This window comes from Amaricoccus macauensis (assembly GCF_049800915.1).
GTDB lineage: Bacteria > Pseudomonadota > Alphaproteobacteria > Rhodobacterales > Rhodobacteraceae > Amaricoccus > Amaricoccus macauensis_A.
Window position 1 is genome coordinate 98,382 of sequence record NZ_JBNAFY010000001.1, and the last position, 14,191, is coordinate 112,572.

A 14,191-nucleotide genomic window follows, 5' to 3' on the forward strand; every position below is an offset into this window, starting at 1 on the left:
AAATGATTGCGAAGGCCCATGCGCGCAGAAACCGAACAACAGGTCGCCGAAATCGAGAAATCCCTCGAACTCCTGCGCCAGCGCATGGATTGGGACACCGCAGAACACAGACTCGAAGAATTCAATGCGATGTCGGAAGATCCGGAACTATGGAACGATCCTGCGCGGGCCCAGTCGCTCATGCGGGATCGTCAGATGCTCTCGGATGCGATCGACACCTATCGCTCGCTTGCCCAAGAGCTTGAGGACCAGCAAGAGCTGATCGGTCTTGGCGAGGCCGAGAACGACCAAGAGGTGGTCAAAGAAGCTGAAGCGGCAATACGTACTCTTCGGGAACGTGCCGCACAAAAGGAACTGGAGGCCCTCCTGGATCAGGAGGCGGATTCTAATGATACGTTCCTCGAGATCAATGCAGGTGCTGGTGGCACCGAGAGCTGCGACTGGGCTGCCATGCTCGCCCGGATGTACGTGCGGTGGGCCGAAAAGCGTGGCTACAAGGTGGAGCTTATATCCGAAAGCCCGGGAGACGAGGCCGGCATCAAGTCCGTCACCTACCAGATCAAGGGTCACAACGCGTACGGTTGGCTGAAATCTGAGTCCGGTGTTCATCGGCTGGTGCGTATTTCGCCTTTTGATGCTGCTGCCAAGCGTCACACGTCCTTTTCCTCGGTCTGGGTCTATCCGGTGGTTGATGAAAATATCGAGATTGACGTCAACCCGGCCGATATCCGAGTGGACACATATCGATCGTCCGGAGCAGGTGGCCAGCACGTCAACACCACCGACTCTGCGGTGCGTATCACGCATATGCCTACGGGCATCGTCGTGACTTCGTCGGAAAAATCTCAGCACCAGAACCGCGCGAACGCCATGGCGGCGCTGAAATCGCGTCTCTACGAAATGGAACTGCGCAAGCGCAACGAGGCAATCACGGCGGCCCACGAGGCCAAGGGCGATGCCGGGTGGGGCAACCAGATCCGCTCCTATGTCCTACAGCCCTACCAGATGGTAAAGGACTTGCGGACAAACGAGGAAACCTCCGACACCAAAGGCGTGCTCGATGGCGATCTCGACGCGTTCATGGCTGCGGCACTCGCGCTTCAGGTCTCGGGCAAGAGTCGCGCGGAGGCGCAGGCCGTAGACTGATCCCCGGCAGGCATGTGCAGGGGAGCGGTTTACTTGGAGCCGGTTTCCGAGGGCTCAACTTGGTACGGTAGGAGCAAAGAAAATCGGTTTCCCCCAGGCTCGGGTTCTACGCTAAGTCTCCCACCATGTGCTGCAGCTATCTGCGATGCAATGTGCAAACCTAGGCCGATGCCCTTCGTCGTAGCCGTATCGCCCCTGACATAGGGGTCAAAAATACCATGCCGGATCCGATCCGGAATCGGCTTGCCGTCACTGATTACATCGATCTGGATCGAGGACGATTGTGTCACCGCACGTATGAGGATTCGGCCATTCGGATCTCCATGTGATACGGCATTTGTCAGCAAGTTGGACAGGAGTTGTCCGATCTTGCCGGAATCTCCTGTCACCCATTCGGGCAGATCGAGATACTTCTCAACCTGCCTGCGCGATGCAAGTTCCACTTCCGTGGCGACGGATTCAATTACACTTTTTAGAGCAACCTTAGGCGCGATATTCAGTGTCATCGGGCCGCCGAGCCGGCCCCGTGTAAAATCTTCCAGATTGTCGATCAGAGATGACATGCGAAAAAGAATACCCTGCAACTCTACCATCGCACACTGAGGGTCCTTCAACTTGCCATCGGCCATCAGGCGGAGACCCGAAGTGAGTGCAGCAACCGGATTGCGCAGATCATGTCCAACTACGGCAATGAATTCCTCGCGCAGTTTGGCGATCTCGCGGGCACTTACCAGCGCGGTCCGGCTGCGATCGAGTTGTGTTGCCAGATCCAAATTGATTCCGATGAACTCGGCACAAAGCTGGAAAAGGCCAATGACTTGTGCTGTCGAGACCTTGCGCGGTTGCGGGTCCAATGCGCAGAGGGTGCCAAAGAAGGAGCCGTCAGGAAGTTGGATCGGGACCGAAATATAGCTTCGAAATCCGTACAGCGCCGGAATGAAATGATCACGCCACGCTTCGTCGGCAGCCACGTCATTGATTACGACAAGATCCCCGCTCTTCCTTATGAGGTCGCAAATTGTCGTCTCGATTGGAATCTCGTCACCGGGACCAAGACCGAATGCAAGTTCGTCGCGAGAAGCGCAGGCTACCCAGCGATCTGTCGTCACGCGAGCAATGGCTGCAAATCCCATGCCGGCCGCCTGCGAGCAGATATCGAGAATGACTGGTACGCGCGCCATCGATTGCACGCGTTGGATATCGCTCTGGAAATCAACTGATTGCGGGTCTGAGAGGTTCAAGACGTCGGATGCTGGCATGAGACAGGATGAGCAGACTACGCACGGACGTAAGATAAAATGCGAGACTACACGGAAGAGCAATGCCAATACAGTTCAAATGCAATGGTCGTCCTAGGAAGCGGGATCTTCATTACTTTCGATCGTGAAGCCCAGAGAGTTGCTATGTCGCAGCGAGTCGCATTAGAATTCTCGCATACGAACGGTATCAATACCGGCGATAGGGAGAACAAGACTGATGTCCGTCACAACAGGCGAGGCGGTCTCGCACAAGCGTCCGCAGATACGTCAAATCACCACAAGTGATGTCCACGCTGCGCTGCTCCAAGGGTGGGCCGACTTTCGTGCGGCGCCGAATTTTGGCCTGTTCTTCGGCGGAATATATGCAATCGCCGGGATTTTCATTTTGCTTCAGTTGATGGCCTGGAACCAGCCGCTCTGGATTATTCCGTTGGCCTGCGCGTTTCCCATCATCGGTCCGTTCGTGGCCCTGGGTCTTTATGAGGTGAGTCGCCGTCGCGAAGAGAACATTCCACTCGTATGGGGCGAGGTGCTCAGCGCACTCTGGGGGCAGCGCAATGGTCAGATGCCGTTCATGGCCTTTATCGTTCTTGCGGCCTTCATGGTGTGGATCTGGTTTGCGCGGCTTCTGGTCGCTGTCATTTTAGGCCGCATGAGTTTTGCAGTTTATTCCGACTTCAATATTCTTTTCACGACCGGAAGTGGTCTGACGCTTCTGTTCTTCGGCACGCTTGTCGGGTTCATTATCGCTTTCTGTATCTTCTCATTCACGGTGATGGCCCTACCGCTTCTTCTGGACAGGGACATCGATTTCGTGACGGCAATGATTACAAGCGTAGATACGGTGAAGGCAAACCCGAGGCCGATGTTGACTTGGGCCTGGATCGTCGCAGCAACTCTCATCATTGCAATGATCCCGTTCTTCCTCGGCCTGATCATTGCCCTGCCTGTGCTGGGCCATGGCACGTGGCACCTTTATCGCAAGGCCATCGCAGAAGAGAACATAGAATAAGGGATGCGCAGGTCGGGAAAGTCCCGATCTGCGTCCTTAATCCATTCAGGTAGGCAGTTCTATATCTAGCAAGTTGATCGTCCCGCGCTTGGACATATCGAGTATGATCTTCGACAGTTCGATCTGCGCGGCTTCGCCTTCCTTGAGCGGAACAGGCTGCATTGCGTCGAGGTCCTCGCGGAAGCGTTCGGCAAGACGGCGGGGAAGGGAGGAAAGCAGGAACTCTACCGAGGGGCTCTCCTGAGCGACCCCGCGATTGAGCGCCTTGAGGAGTTCCTCCTCGTCCATCTCGCGCAATACCGCGGCGACGTCGCGGGAATTGAGACGAACCGCAATATCTTCGAAGGTAAACATCGTTCGTTGAACTTCTGCCGCAAGGACTTCGTTCTTGTTTTCGAGGAATTCCATGAATGCGTCGCGGACTTCGCTGGAGATGTTGTTCATCAGGCCGGCGATCAGTTCTGCCGGTCGGCGCTTGGACATCGAGCTCTGCAGCGTGACGAGGAAATCGCGCTCGATCGCCTGCTGCATCGCCATCGAGACTCGCTTGTCCATACTTGGCACACGGGCGAGGCGAAGAACGACCTGCTGAGCGAAATCCCTATCGATCTCGGCAAGAACGGAAGCCGCAATATCAGCACGCAGTTCTGTAACGATGACTGCGACAGTCTGAGGGTGCTCGGCTGCGAGGAATGTAGCAAGGGCCTTGATAGGGGCTGCATTGAGACGTTCCCAAACGCCTCTACCCTTGGTTTGGGGCAGGGTGCCGAGAATTCGGTCAATCTCCGCATCCGGAATCAAGCCACTGAGAAGTTCCCGCGTGACCCGCGCGCCGCCGGAAAGTTCAAGCCCGGATGTAAGCTGCTCAAGAAACTCAATAATGACTGCGTCCAGTACGTCTTGGCCAATCTTACCGAGTTGGCCAAGCGTTCGGACAATACGCTCCATATCTTCTTCCGATATGTCCTGAAGAACTGTCGAAGCCATTTCGGGCCCAATAGCCGTCAGGACAATTGCAGCCTTCTGGATGAGCGAGAGGTGAGCAGCGGCCGACTTCTGCTTTTGTTCGGCCAATTCGGTCGATGGTAGCTGGGACTGCACGGATTTACGGGCGAGCTTTAGCGCGTCCGGTCTGTCCGGAAGAGTCACCAGTGCAGTTTGACCGCTGTCTTGCTCGCTCATGGCGCATAACTCCTAACCAAAGCGCCCGCCAGCAGACTCCATCCGTCGGCTACGACGAAGAATGCCAGCTTGAAGGGGAGTGAGACGATGGCGGGCGGGACCATCATCATCCCCATAGACATCAGGATTGCTGCAATTACCAAGTCGATGACGAGAAATGGCAGGAAGAGCAGGAAGCCGATCTCAAAGCCACGCTGTATCTCGCTCAGCATGAATGCCGGGATCAGCGTTGAAAGCGGGACGTCTTCCTCGGCGTTCCGTTCCGGTGCAACGTCTTCAAGAAGCTCAACTACATCCGGATCGGCCCGAGCGCTCATGAACACGCGAAACGGTGCCATGGTCGGGGCGAAGGCCTGTTCCGGGGTCAATTCGCCTTCAATCATGGGCTCCACGCCGGCTTGCCATGCCTGATCGAACACGGGTTCCATCACGAAATAGGTCAAAAAGAGCGCGAGGCTGATGAGCATCATGTTTGGCGGTGCCTGTGTTACGCCAATTGCTTGTCGCAGGATTGACAAGACAGTGACCATGAACGGAAAGCAGGTCACCATGATTGCCAGACCAGGTGCGAGGCTCAGGAGCGTGATCAGGATCAGGATCTGAACCGTTCGCAAGCTGAAAGAATCCCCGTCTCCGAAATCGACGGCGATTTGCTGCGCAAATCCTGCCTGGGGCCAGAGCAAGGCGATTGCTGCCATCCCTGCCGCGCAGTAGAGAGCCGTCTGGAAACGGGTGATCATGGTTTTCAAGCCGCTCGATTGAGGTCTGTGTTGCTTTCAGACTCTTGTCTCATCATGTCTATCTCGGGCCGCCAGTTCTGCTTTACTGGAGCGGAGACTAGATTTCGTTTGAGATATCAGCCACCTCCGTGAGCCGGACTCCAAGCTTCCCGCTTGATTCACCGATTTCTTGCAGCTCGCCACGCGCAATCAGCTTGTCGCCGATGTAGAGTTCAACCGGATCATCGACGCTCGAATCGAGCGGCAGAACCGAATCCCTGCGCAGTTCAACAAGTTCGCTTACAAGTGGCCTGGCTTTTCCGACCGAGATCGTCACCTCTATGGGAACTCCAAGGAAGGCACCCGCACGGGCGGAGGCCCCGGATTTTTCCGGTTGCCCCGTACTCGTCGCCGGGGTTGCCTGCTGTTGCAGTTGCGTGGAAGCGGGATCGGCATCCGCCGCGACCGTTTCCGCATTACCCTCTGTTCCGGGCAGGTCTGGTTCAGGCGTATCCGCGTCGCTCATCTCTCAAGTCCCCGTTGTCCTGACTAAAATGGCTGGAGATCACCTCCCGGATCCGGTCAATACAGGTTTCCATATCAAGGTGATCGTAGCCCTGGTCCCAGAATATCTGGGCTTCTCTGGGAAGCAGCTCCGGTGCTTCATCTATCTCTGCAGTTATCTCGCGCTCCTCAACCATGCGGTTAAGCGGAGCGGCTAGCTCGGAAGAGCAGCGGATGCGTGGTTTGGCTGCAGGCACGCTTTCGATCGCTTCGGTAACGATCCGACCGATTTCATTCACCATTCCTGCGTCGGCCAAGCTTGGAGCGATCGCGCGAACGACTGCTTCGATAAGCGGAGCTACCGTGGCCGAAACATGCATGCGGGCAGCTTCGTTTGTCATGCCCGCGTCATTGAGCGCTTCGACAAGTTCGCTGGTCAGTCGACTTTGTTCGGAAAGATAAGTTTCGGTAGCCGCGCCTTGGCCGGCCAGAAAACCTTCTTCATACCCCTGCGCTCGGGCCTGATCGATGCGTGCCTCGAGCGCTGCGTCGCCGTTGCTTGTGGATGACCCGGCCGCTGTCGCCGGATCAAATTCTTGCAGACGAAAGTTGCTCATTACCCTGCCGGCTCCTTCTGACCTTCTGGGGTTTCAATCCAATTCCGAAGAACGCGCGCGGAGTCCTCGCTACGATCCGAGATGACCTCCTTGAGGCGATCAATCTTGCTTAGGCTCTTGGCCGGTAGATCTTCGAGGAAATCACCTTCCTCTGCGCTGCCTTCGCTGACACCGATCTGGGCCGGAGCCTGGTCGTTCCCTTCGATCATCGCACCATCCTCTCCTGCGAGTTCTCCGATGAGGGGTGCCGGCTGTCGGCTCATCATCGGACGGAGTACGAAGAAGATCAGCGCGAGAATGATTGAACCGAGCACCCCAATCTGTATCAGGCGGGCTCCGTAAATTTTCATGAAGCTTTCCTGACCGCCTTCAACGAGCGTGCCTTGTTCGGGCGCAGCGGTGAATTGCAACGACTCGATAGTGACCGTGTCTCCGCGGGCAGGGTCGAAACCGGCCGCTGTCTCCACGAGCTGACGCAAGGTATCCATCTCATCTTGTGGGCGTGGCTGCCAGCTTTGCTCGCCGCCCTCATCTGTGGCGACGATACCATCGACCATTACGGCGACATTGATGCGTTGCACCTGGCCTGGGAGGATCACACGTTCGCTTCGAGTTTCGGAGACCTCGAAATTCTGTCGCTCCCGCGTTTCGTTCGCAGTGCGGGAACTCTCCCCGGCGCCACCTTCGACATCCCCATCCGGCAAGTTGCTGGCAACCGTAACACCCGGTGCTGGACCGGAAGATTGCTCGGTACTCTGTTCCGTTTCCGAACTAATTGCGACGCGGCTCTCGGGGTCGATCCGGCGCTCCGAGATTGTCTGACTGTCCATCGAGGCGTCGACGTTCACCTCGACTATCGCACGGCCTTTGCCAACTCGCGCTTCGAGCAAACGCAAAATGTTCTGACGTAACTTCTCGGCACGTTCATCCGGCTTGGTGATACCAGCCTTCGCCATGTCGTCCAGATCCCCGGAGAGCACAACTCCATTGATTGAATCTATGACTGCAACATCCTGTGCATTGAGCCCCGCGACGGCAGAGGAAACAAGGTTGCGGATTGCTTCTGCCTGGTCAGTTTGCAGGGAACCTCCCGCCATTGTAACTGTAACTGATGCCGACCCGGTTTGGGTGCGAGAGAATGGCTGCTGTATTGGGTTCGCAATATGAACACGTGCTGCACGAACATTGGGACTGGTCGCGATGGTCCGCGCTAGTTCGCCTTCCTTCGCACGCCAGTAGGCTGCATCGAACATCTGACTCGTCGTCCCGAAACCGGAAAGACCGTCAAGGATTTCATATCCGGCGGGACCACCAGCGGGCAGGCCTTCGGCAGCGAGATTCATGCGCAGCCGATCCCGTTCGGAGCGATCCACATAAATGGAGTTGTTGCGTACTTCGAACTGAACTCCTTCGGCTTCGAGGGCCGCAACGACCTCTCCGGAAGCGGAGGGGTCGAGCCCGGAGTAGAGTAGGGCGTTGTCGGGTGCAGTCGCGATCTTGCTAATGCCGAACATGGTCGCGATGATCCCCACAGCGGACAGGATCGCGATCAGGCGCTGGCGCGGTTCGAGACTTTCCCAGATGGTCTGGATTTTTGTTGGCACGGCTTGCGTTCTATCCCTTGGAGGGCGCGCGGGGTTGGGCGCCTCTTTCCGTGGCCGATACTCGGGTCAACAGGCTTAACATTTGGTTAGTGTTGCGAGAGTTAAATACAGCCTGAAGACGTATCAGCCTGCCTATCGGAACCCCCGCATGACCGATGAAACTGTCGAAACAGATGAAGCCGAGGAGTCCGGAAAAAAATCCGGCGGCAAAATGCCTTTGCTCTTCGGCCTCGTCGCCGCAATCCTACTGGGAGGCGGTGGATTCTTTGCTGTCTATTCCGGGATGATCGGGTCTTCCGCCCCTCCTGATGACTTAGCAAAGGTTGAGGCCGAAAGGACGGTCCAGGCCAAGCTCGAGGAAGTGTCATTCGTCCCGATCGAACAGATCATAGTTTCACTTCCGAAGCAGGCATCTGCACGAAACCTTCGCTTCGTCGGCCAGCTTGAGGTCGCTCCGGGACAGGCGGAAGCGGTGGAGCAGTTGATGCCTAGGATCGTGGATGTACTTAACACTTATCTCCGTGCCGTTGATGTACAGGACTTCGAAGAGCCCTCACAGGCCACACGCCTGAGGGCGCAAATGCTTCGGCGCGTCCAAGTCGTGGCGGGTGAGGGGCTCGTTCGTGATCTACTGATCACCGAGTTCGTCTTGAGTTGAGGGAGAGACCGCATTGGAACTACTCACGAACGGACTCCTAATCGCCGCCACCCTTTTTGCCGGCGGGTATTGCTGGGTATTGTCGCGCCGGGTCAGGGAACTCAAGTCGCTTGACAAGGGGCTCGGTAAGTCAATCGTTACGCTTACACGCCAGATCGAGGTGGCGCGTACGACACTTGAAGAGTCGCGAAATGCCGCGAAGATCAGCCGGAACGATCTGACCGACCTGCTCCAAAAGGCGGATGAGGCGACGCAGCGAGTTGCCGAGGCTACGGAGGCGGCTCAAGACATCGAGCGTGGCTTAAGGTTTCAGATTTCCCAGGCGGGTGACCGTCGTCGAAATATCGACCGCGACCCCGACGATTTTGTTTCTGGGCCCAATTCGGCTCTGGCCACGCAGGAAGCCGCGCGGAAAAAGGCGCGCCAAGCTGCACTACGCCGTCAGGCAGAGAGGGAGCGTGCCGCCCGTGAGGAAGCGGAAGTTACGTTCAATAAGACAGAACCTGCCGAAGGAAATTTGGCGTTCAAAGTCGACGGTGAGGAGGTGCGCCAAAGCGTGCAGAATGATGTGCAGGCAGGAAGTGAACACTCCCGAGAGGCGCCTGCTGCCCGAAAAAACATGAATCGGGCTGTAGCTCCTCGATTTGATCCTGAAGAAATTGCGAAGGAAGAGGGCGAAGCTCGTCCTGCGGGTCCGACCGCGGATGAGGTCGAACCTTGGCAACCGAAGCGGGCGGCTTCATCGGTTCTGCGCGCCGGAGCTGACCTGCTTACGCTCAAGCCGTTGAAGCCCAAGACAACGAAAGTAGCTGAACTGCCAAAGCCGAAATCGCTTCCCCCGCTCGGCAATCCGTTGCGTAGCAAGTCCGATGTCGCTGCTATCGACGACGAGGACGAACTCCTCGAAGCACTGAGCATGCTGGCTGCTGGCGGGAAAAGGTAAGAGATGGCAAGAGTAACATCCGCACCGGCTGTGGGAGGGCTGGGGTTGGTCATCATGTGTTTCTTGGCATCAGCCGGGCTGCGTCTCGCCGAGAGCGCGCCGGCCTTCGCCGAGGAGTTCAGCACGCTTGCATCGTTCCGCCCTGCCGCAGGTCAGGCACCAGCCGAATCGCCTCCTGCCGCTGAGGCGGATGCTCTTCTGAGAGAGATCCGTCAACGTGAAGAACAGCTTGAAGTAGAGGCAAAGCAACTTGCTGATCGGGCGCAGGCTCTGAGTGTGGCCGAAAAGAAGCTTGAGGAGCAACTCGAGGCCTTCGAGATTGCCCGAATGAATCTCGAGGGCACGTTGGCTCAGGCCGACAAGGCTGCCGAGCGAGATATCGAACGGATGAAGACAGTCTACGAGAGCATGAAGGCCGCTGAGGCCGCTGAAATTTTCCAGCAGATGGACATCGGATTTGCCGCGGGTCTTCTGTCTCGCATGCGGCCGGAACTTGCTGCTAATGTTATGGCTGCCATGGAGCCGGACGCCGCCTACGCCGTCACTCTGACTATTGCCAGCCGAAATTCAGGCGTGCCGAAGGAATAATTCCGGCCTGAAGGATTCTTAAACGATCATGGCGTAGCACTGTTTGCGTAACAGAGTTGCGCAAACTGCGCGGTATCAGTCGAGTAGTCAGTCATGATCGGTTTTGTCGGAATCGCAATCGTGTTCGCCATGGTCTTCGGCGGGTACATCATCGCAGGCGGCAAGATCGGGATTATCCTGCACGCCGCTCCCTATGAGTTGATGATGATCATGGGTGCCGCTCTCGGTGCATTTGTCATTGGGAACGACACTCACGGTATCAAGCACACCCTCAAGGATGTTGGAAAGGTCTTCAAGGGACCATACTGGAAGCCTCAGGATTTCCGAGACCTTTTGTGCCTCATGTTCCAACTTCTGCATATTGCGAAGACTAATCCGGTCATGCTCGATACCCATGTCGAGGATCCAGCAGCCTCACCAATCTTCTCGGCCTATCCAAAGATCCTGGCGGACAAGGAAGGCGTGGCGCTAATCACGGATACGCTTCGCTCTGCATCCATGAACTATGATGATCCGCATCAGGTCGAGGAAGTGCTCTCAAAGCGTATTGAGGCAAACTATCACCACGCCCAGCATTCCGCGCACACCCTTCAGAATATGGCAGATGGACTTCCTGCACTTGGCATTGTCGCCGCGGTGCTTGGGGTGATCAAGACAATGGCGTCGATCGATCAACCGCCTGCCGTTCTCGGTGGCATGATCGGTGGTGCGCTTGTCGGAACGTTTCTGGGTGTTTTCCTCGCGTATGGCTTCGTCGGACCGTTCGCGTCCCGCGTGAAGGATGTGATCGATGAGGATCAGCATTTCTACAATCTCATCCGCGAAGTCCTCGTCGCCTACCTTCATCAGCACGCACCCAACATCTGTGTCGAGGTCGGACGCCAAAACACGCCATCGGGCTTGCGTCCGTCCTACGATGAACTTGAAGGTGCACTGCGCGACTCCAAGCAGAGCCTGGCGGCCTGATCATGCGCAATCTCGGCATAAGCTTTGCGGCGCTTGTATGCGCCGCCACGCCGGGGCTCGCTGCGGAAGGTGGTCTTATCCGTAGCGGCGAGCAGGCCGGCTTCTCCCGCCTTGTCATGCGGATCGAGCCGACCACGGAATGGTCTCTCGAGACGGCATCAGGAAGGGCAACGATCTTTTTTCCGGGAAAGCTCGTCGAATTCAGCACCACCGGTGTCTTTGACAAGATCCCTCGTACCCGCATTACCGATGTCGAGGTTGAATCGGGAGAGGACGGAACCAGTGTCCGGGTTCAGATCGGTTGCGACTGCCGAGTGAGCACATCGTTTGTAGGCGCGCGCTATCTCGCGCTCGACGTGTCGGATAAGAAGAGCGCTGAAAACGGACAAGACGAGAATTTACCTGAGAGCGAGGTGGCAGAGGCGAAGGCGCTCAGCCCGACATCCACTGAGGCAGTGGATGCTATCGCGGAGGGCACTTCGGCCGAAGTTTTCGAAGGAAACGATCGGGAACTTGCAGACGTAACCGAGGACGGTGGCAGAAGCGAAATCGGCCTGGGGGCCGACTTGGAAGCAGGGACCGAGCAATCGGCACCAGAGAGCGAGGGGTTCGCTACAGGACCTGAGCTACCAAGTCCGGAAATGCTCGCAGAAGCAGAAGAACTCGCAAAACGACGTACGAATGAGATTAAGAATGTCTACGCCGCTGAGGAAGCTCTTTTGGAGCAGATCGAGCGCGCGGCCTCGCAGGGCCTGTTGTCTCGAAGGGACACGACACCTGACACTGACGGCCCTGTAGACCTCGCTGCAACGGATCCGTATTTTGTCGAGAGCGGCGCGCCGGAGGCAATAGAACCTCCAAATGAAACTGTTCCTCCGACTCTGCCGCTCTCGCTTGATCCGACAGGGGAAAGCGGAGATGATCTTGCCGGTTTGGCACGGCACGATCAGATCGAGGCAATGACGGTATTCGATCGCTACAACGCCCGCGCCCCGGAACGTATTCGCAAGTCATCGCTACTGCCCGAGTGCATTCCCGACTATCGTCTAGACATCGACTACTGGGCCGCAGAGCAACCCCTGTTCGAGCAGATGTCCAGGTTGCGGCAAGATCTCTACGGCGAGTTCGATGAGCTCAATGAAACCGCCGTTAATGAGATGGCAAAGCTCTACATAAGATTCGGATTTGGTGCCGAGGCCGAAGCGCTTCTGGAGGCATTCGGAACTGACAGCGCTGATAAACGCCTACTGGTCGATCTGGCGCGCATCATGGATGATCGAAGGGTTGCAGACTTTGGTCCACTCTCACGGGATCTACCGTGTCCTGGCCGGCATGGGATGTGGCTAGCCATTGCAGGAGCGACTTCGGCGTATAGAGATGAACAACATTTTGCGACGGTCGAAGAAGCCTTCGCCGATTTGCCGCCAGATCTTCGTATGCATGTGGGTCCGAGGCTCATGGAGAACCTTCTAGATGACCAGCGTGGATACGAAGCTCGCCAGATCTACGAGATTGTGACGCGAGTAGGGGATCAGGGGACCACGGACCTCAAACTTGCGGCCGCACGTCTTGCGGCAGTTGAGGGCGATCCGGTCTTTGCAATGAAAAGCATGTCTTCGCTTGTAGAGCAAGCCGCGCCCAACGCTTCTGATGCCCTGAAGCAAATGGTGGAACTCGGGCTCTCAGCTGGCTACGCGATCCCTGATCGAACCGTGATTGACCTCCGGAGTACGGCGCTCGAACAGCGTGGAACAGAGAAGGAGCCGGAACTGCGAGCTTTGTTGGCAAAGGCGCTTGCTGCACGCGCTGAGATGGAAACCTCTATTGAGGAAATTCGGGCAGCAAAGGCTGATCTGGGTGAAGACGAATACTTCAATGGTGTCGCTGTTGACATCCTGGCGAATTCAGTCCCCGAGCGGGTTGGACTTGCCAATTATGCACGCTTGGTTCTCTCGTCTGAGGACATGATATCAACGGGACCTCAGAACGACGTGGCACGGCAGAAGATTTCTACCAACCTGCTTGAACTCGGTCTCGCGCAGGCCGCTGAGCGGATGGTGATCCCGGCCGCCGGTCGCACTGAGGAGGGTCGGCTTCTGCTTGCGAAGTCCTACTTGACGCAGGGTGAAACGGAGAAGACACGCAGGGTTCTTGACGGAATGACCGGAGAAGCGGCAGCAGATCTTCGCGCAAGATCCTATTTCATGGACGGGGATTTCCCGAGTGCGCAGGAAGAACTCGACGGAGCCGGTCTAACAGATCGCGCTGGTTCCGTTGCATGGCCGTCCGGAGACTGGACGCGTGCGAAAGACGCTGCGAGTAATCCTGAAACGGCTGCAATGGCAGAGTACATGGCGTCGCGATCTGGCGTCGGGCAGAGCCTGTTGCCGTCGGATGACCCTGCGTCGCTCGATCCGCAAGAAGCCTTCGTCGAACCCCTGCCTCAACTCGAAGACCCCAGTCTCGATTCGGCGCGCCGTTTGCTTGCGACGGGGGAGCAGCTCGAGAATTTCATCCAGTCGCTCTTGTCCGAGAACGAATAATCCTGCTGAATCTGGCAAGAAGGTCTTGCGCTCCTTCGCGCAGAGGCTTATCGGTCTGCGCCGGAATGGAGAGATGCCGGAGTGGTCGAACGGGGCGGTCTCGAAAACCGTTGATGGGGCAACTCATCCGAGGGTTCGAATCCCTCTCTCTCCGCCACATCTTCTCTCAGGAATGATCTCCCAATCCGGCTATGCCGAATTTTCCCGCTGTTGTTGAGGGGTAATGCGGGAAATGCAGGGCATCAGCCCAAGCGCGAGTAGCCAATGGAACCCTGTTCTTAAGCCGATGCTCTTCAGAACTCCATGAGTGCAGGTTGTTTTCAAAGTAATTGCCAAACCATGTATAGTGTAACTTTCTGTCGGTCATAATTTTCAATGCTCTCCTGTGAGTTCTCATGGGAGAAGGTGGTGTCGTTTCTCTTGCAATTATCAACTGAATAGTGCATAATT

The 14,191-nt window shown here is 56.7% G+C and carries 13 protein-coding genes and 1 tRNA gene; 8 read left to right on the plus strand and 6 right to left on the minus strand.

What is annotated here, in order from left to right; translation table 11 throughout:
• Window positions 1-18: 18 nt before the first annotated feature.
• Window positions 19-1,146 (plus strand): peptide chain release factor 2, encoded by a 1,128-nt coding sequence (prfB, locus tag ACP15W_RS00400; RefSeq protein ID WP_424930847.1) that lies wholly within the window; start codon window positions 19-21, stop codon window positions 1,144-1,146.
• Between the two features lie 29 nt (window positions 1,147-1,175).
• On the opposite strand, the gene ACP15W_RS00405 is transcribed toward prfB, so the two are convergent.
• Entirely contained in the window at window positions 1,176-2,387 is a 1,212-nt protein-coding gene (locus ACP15W_RS00405) for a GAF domain-containing sensor histidine kinase (protein ID WP_424930848.1), read from the minus strand.
• A gap of 235 nt (window positions 2,388-2,622) precedes the next feature.
• On the opposite strand from ACP15W_RS00405, the gene ACP15W_RS00410 reads away from it, so the two are divergent.
• Window positions 2,623-3,417, plus strand: coding sequence for a DUF2189 domain-containing protein (locus tag ACP15W_RS00410; protein ID WP_424930849.1), 795 nt, complete (start codon window positions 2,623-2,625; stop codon window positions 3,415-3,417).
• 45 nt (window positions 3,418-3,462) lie between these two features.
• Here ACP15W_RS00410 and ACP15W_RS00415 read toward each other — a convergent pair whose 3' ends face one another.
• The 5 genes from ACP15W_RS00415 to fliF form a co-directional block, all read right to left on the minus strand.
• The gene (locus tag ACP15W_RS00415; protein WP_424930850.1) at window positions 3,463-4,599 is read right to left on the minus strand and encodes a flagellar motor switch protein FliG; all 1,137 of its coding nucleotides are present in this window, start codon (window positions 4,597-4,599) and stop codon (window positions 3,463-3,465) included.
• A complete protein-coding gene (fliP, locus tag ACP15W_RS00420) occupies window positions 4,596-5,339 on the minus strand; it encodes a flagellar type III secretion system pore protein FliP (protein ID WP_424931583.1) in 744 nt (247 codons plus the stop codon). Before fliP ends, ACP15W_RS00415 begins: the two co-directional genes overlap by 4 nt.
• Window positions 5,340-5,436: 97 nt before the next feature.
• A complete protein-coding gene (locus ACP15W_RS00425) occupies window positions 5,437-5,661 on the minus strand; it encodes a FliM/FliN family flagellar motor switch protein (RefSeq protein ID WP_424931584.1) in 225 nt (74 codons plus the stop codon).
• A 160-nt stretch (window positions 5,662-5,821) separates the two neighbouring features.
• Complete coding sequence (locus tag ACP15W_RS00430) at window positions 5,822-6,439, minus strand: hypothetical protein (RefSeq protein WP_424930851.1); 618 nt, start codon at window positions 6,437-6,439, stop codon at window positions 5,822-5,824.
• A complete protein-coding gene (gene fliF / locus ACP15W_RS00435) occupies window positions 6,439-8,043 on the minus strand; it encodes a flagellar basal-body MS-ring/collar protein FliF (protein ID WP_424930852.1) in 1,605 nt (534 codons plus the stop codon). The genes ACP15W_RS00430 and fliF overlap by 1 nt, the downstream gene beginning before the upstream one ends.
• Window positions 8,044-8,191: 148 nt before the next feature.
• Between fliF and ACP15W_RS00440 the strand changes: the two genes are divergently transcribed.
• The 6 genes from ACP15W_RS00440 (at window position 8,192) to ACP15W_RS00465 (ending at window position 13,898) form a co-directional block, all read left to right on the plus strand.
• Window positions 8,192-8,701, plus strand: coding sequence for a flagellar basal body-associated FliL family protein (locus ACP15W_RS00440; RefSeq protein ID WP_424930853.1), 510 nt, complete (start codon window positions 8,192-8,194; stop codon window positions 8,699-8,701).
• A 13-nt stretch (window positions 8,702-8,714) separates the two neighbouring features.
• Window positions 8,715-9,644 carry a hypothetical protein gene (locus ACP15W_RS00445; RefSeq protein WP_424930854.1) on the plus strand — a complete coding sequence of 310 codons (930 nt, stop codon included), beginning with the start codon at window positions 8,715-8,717 and terminating at the stop codon, window positions 9,642-9,644.
• A 3-nt stretch (window positions 9,645-9,647) separates the two neighbouring features.
• Window positions 9,648-10,232, plus strand: a complete 585-nt coding sequence (locus ACP15W_RS00450) for a MotE family protein (RefSeq protein ID WP_424930855.1) — start codon at window positions 9,648-9,650, stop codon at window positions 10,230-10,232.
• Between the two features lie 93 nt (window positions 10,233-10,325).
• The gene (gene motA / locus ACP15W_RS00455) at window positions 10,326-11,198 is read left to right on the plus strand and encodes a flagellar motor stator protein MotA (protein WP_424930856.1); all 873 of its coding nucleotides are present in this window, start codon (window positions 10,326-10,328) and stop codon (window positions 11,196-11,198) included.
• Window positions 11,199-11,200: 2 nt separating this feature from the next.
• Window positions 11,201-13,741 carry a hypothetical protein gene (locus ACP15W_RS00460; RefSeq protein ID WP_424930857.1) on the plus strand — a complete coding sequence of 847 codons (2,541 nt, stop codon included), beginning with the start codon at window positions 11,201-11,203 and terminating at the stop codon, window positions 13,739-13,741.
• Window positions 13,742-13,808: 67 nt separating this feature from the next.
• A tRNA-Ser gene (locus ACP15W_RS00465) sits at window positions 13,809-13,898 on the plus strand.
• Window positions 13,899-14,191: the final 293 nt, after the last annotated feature.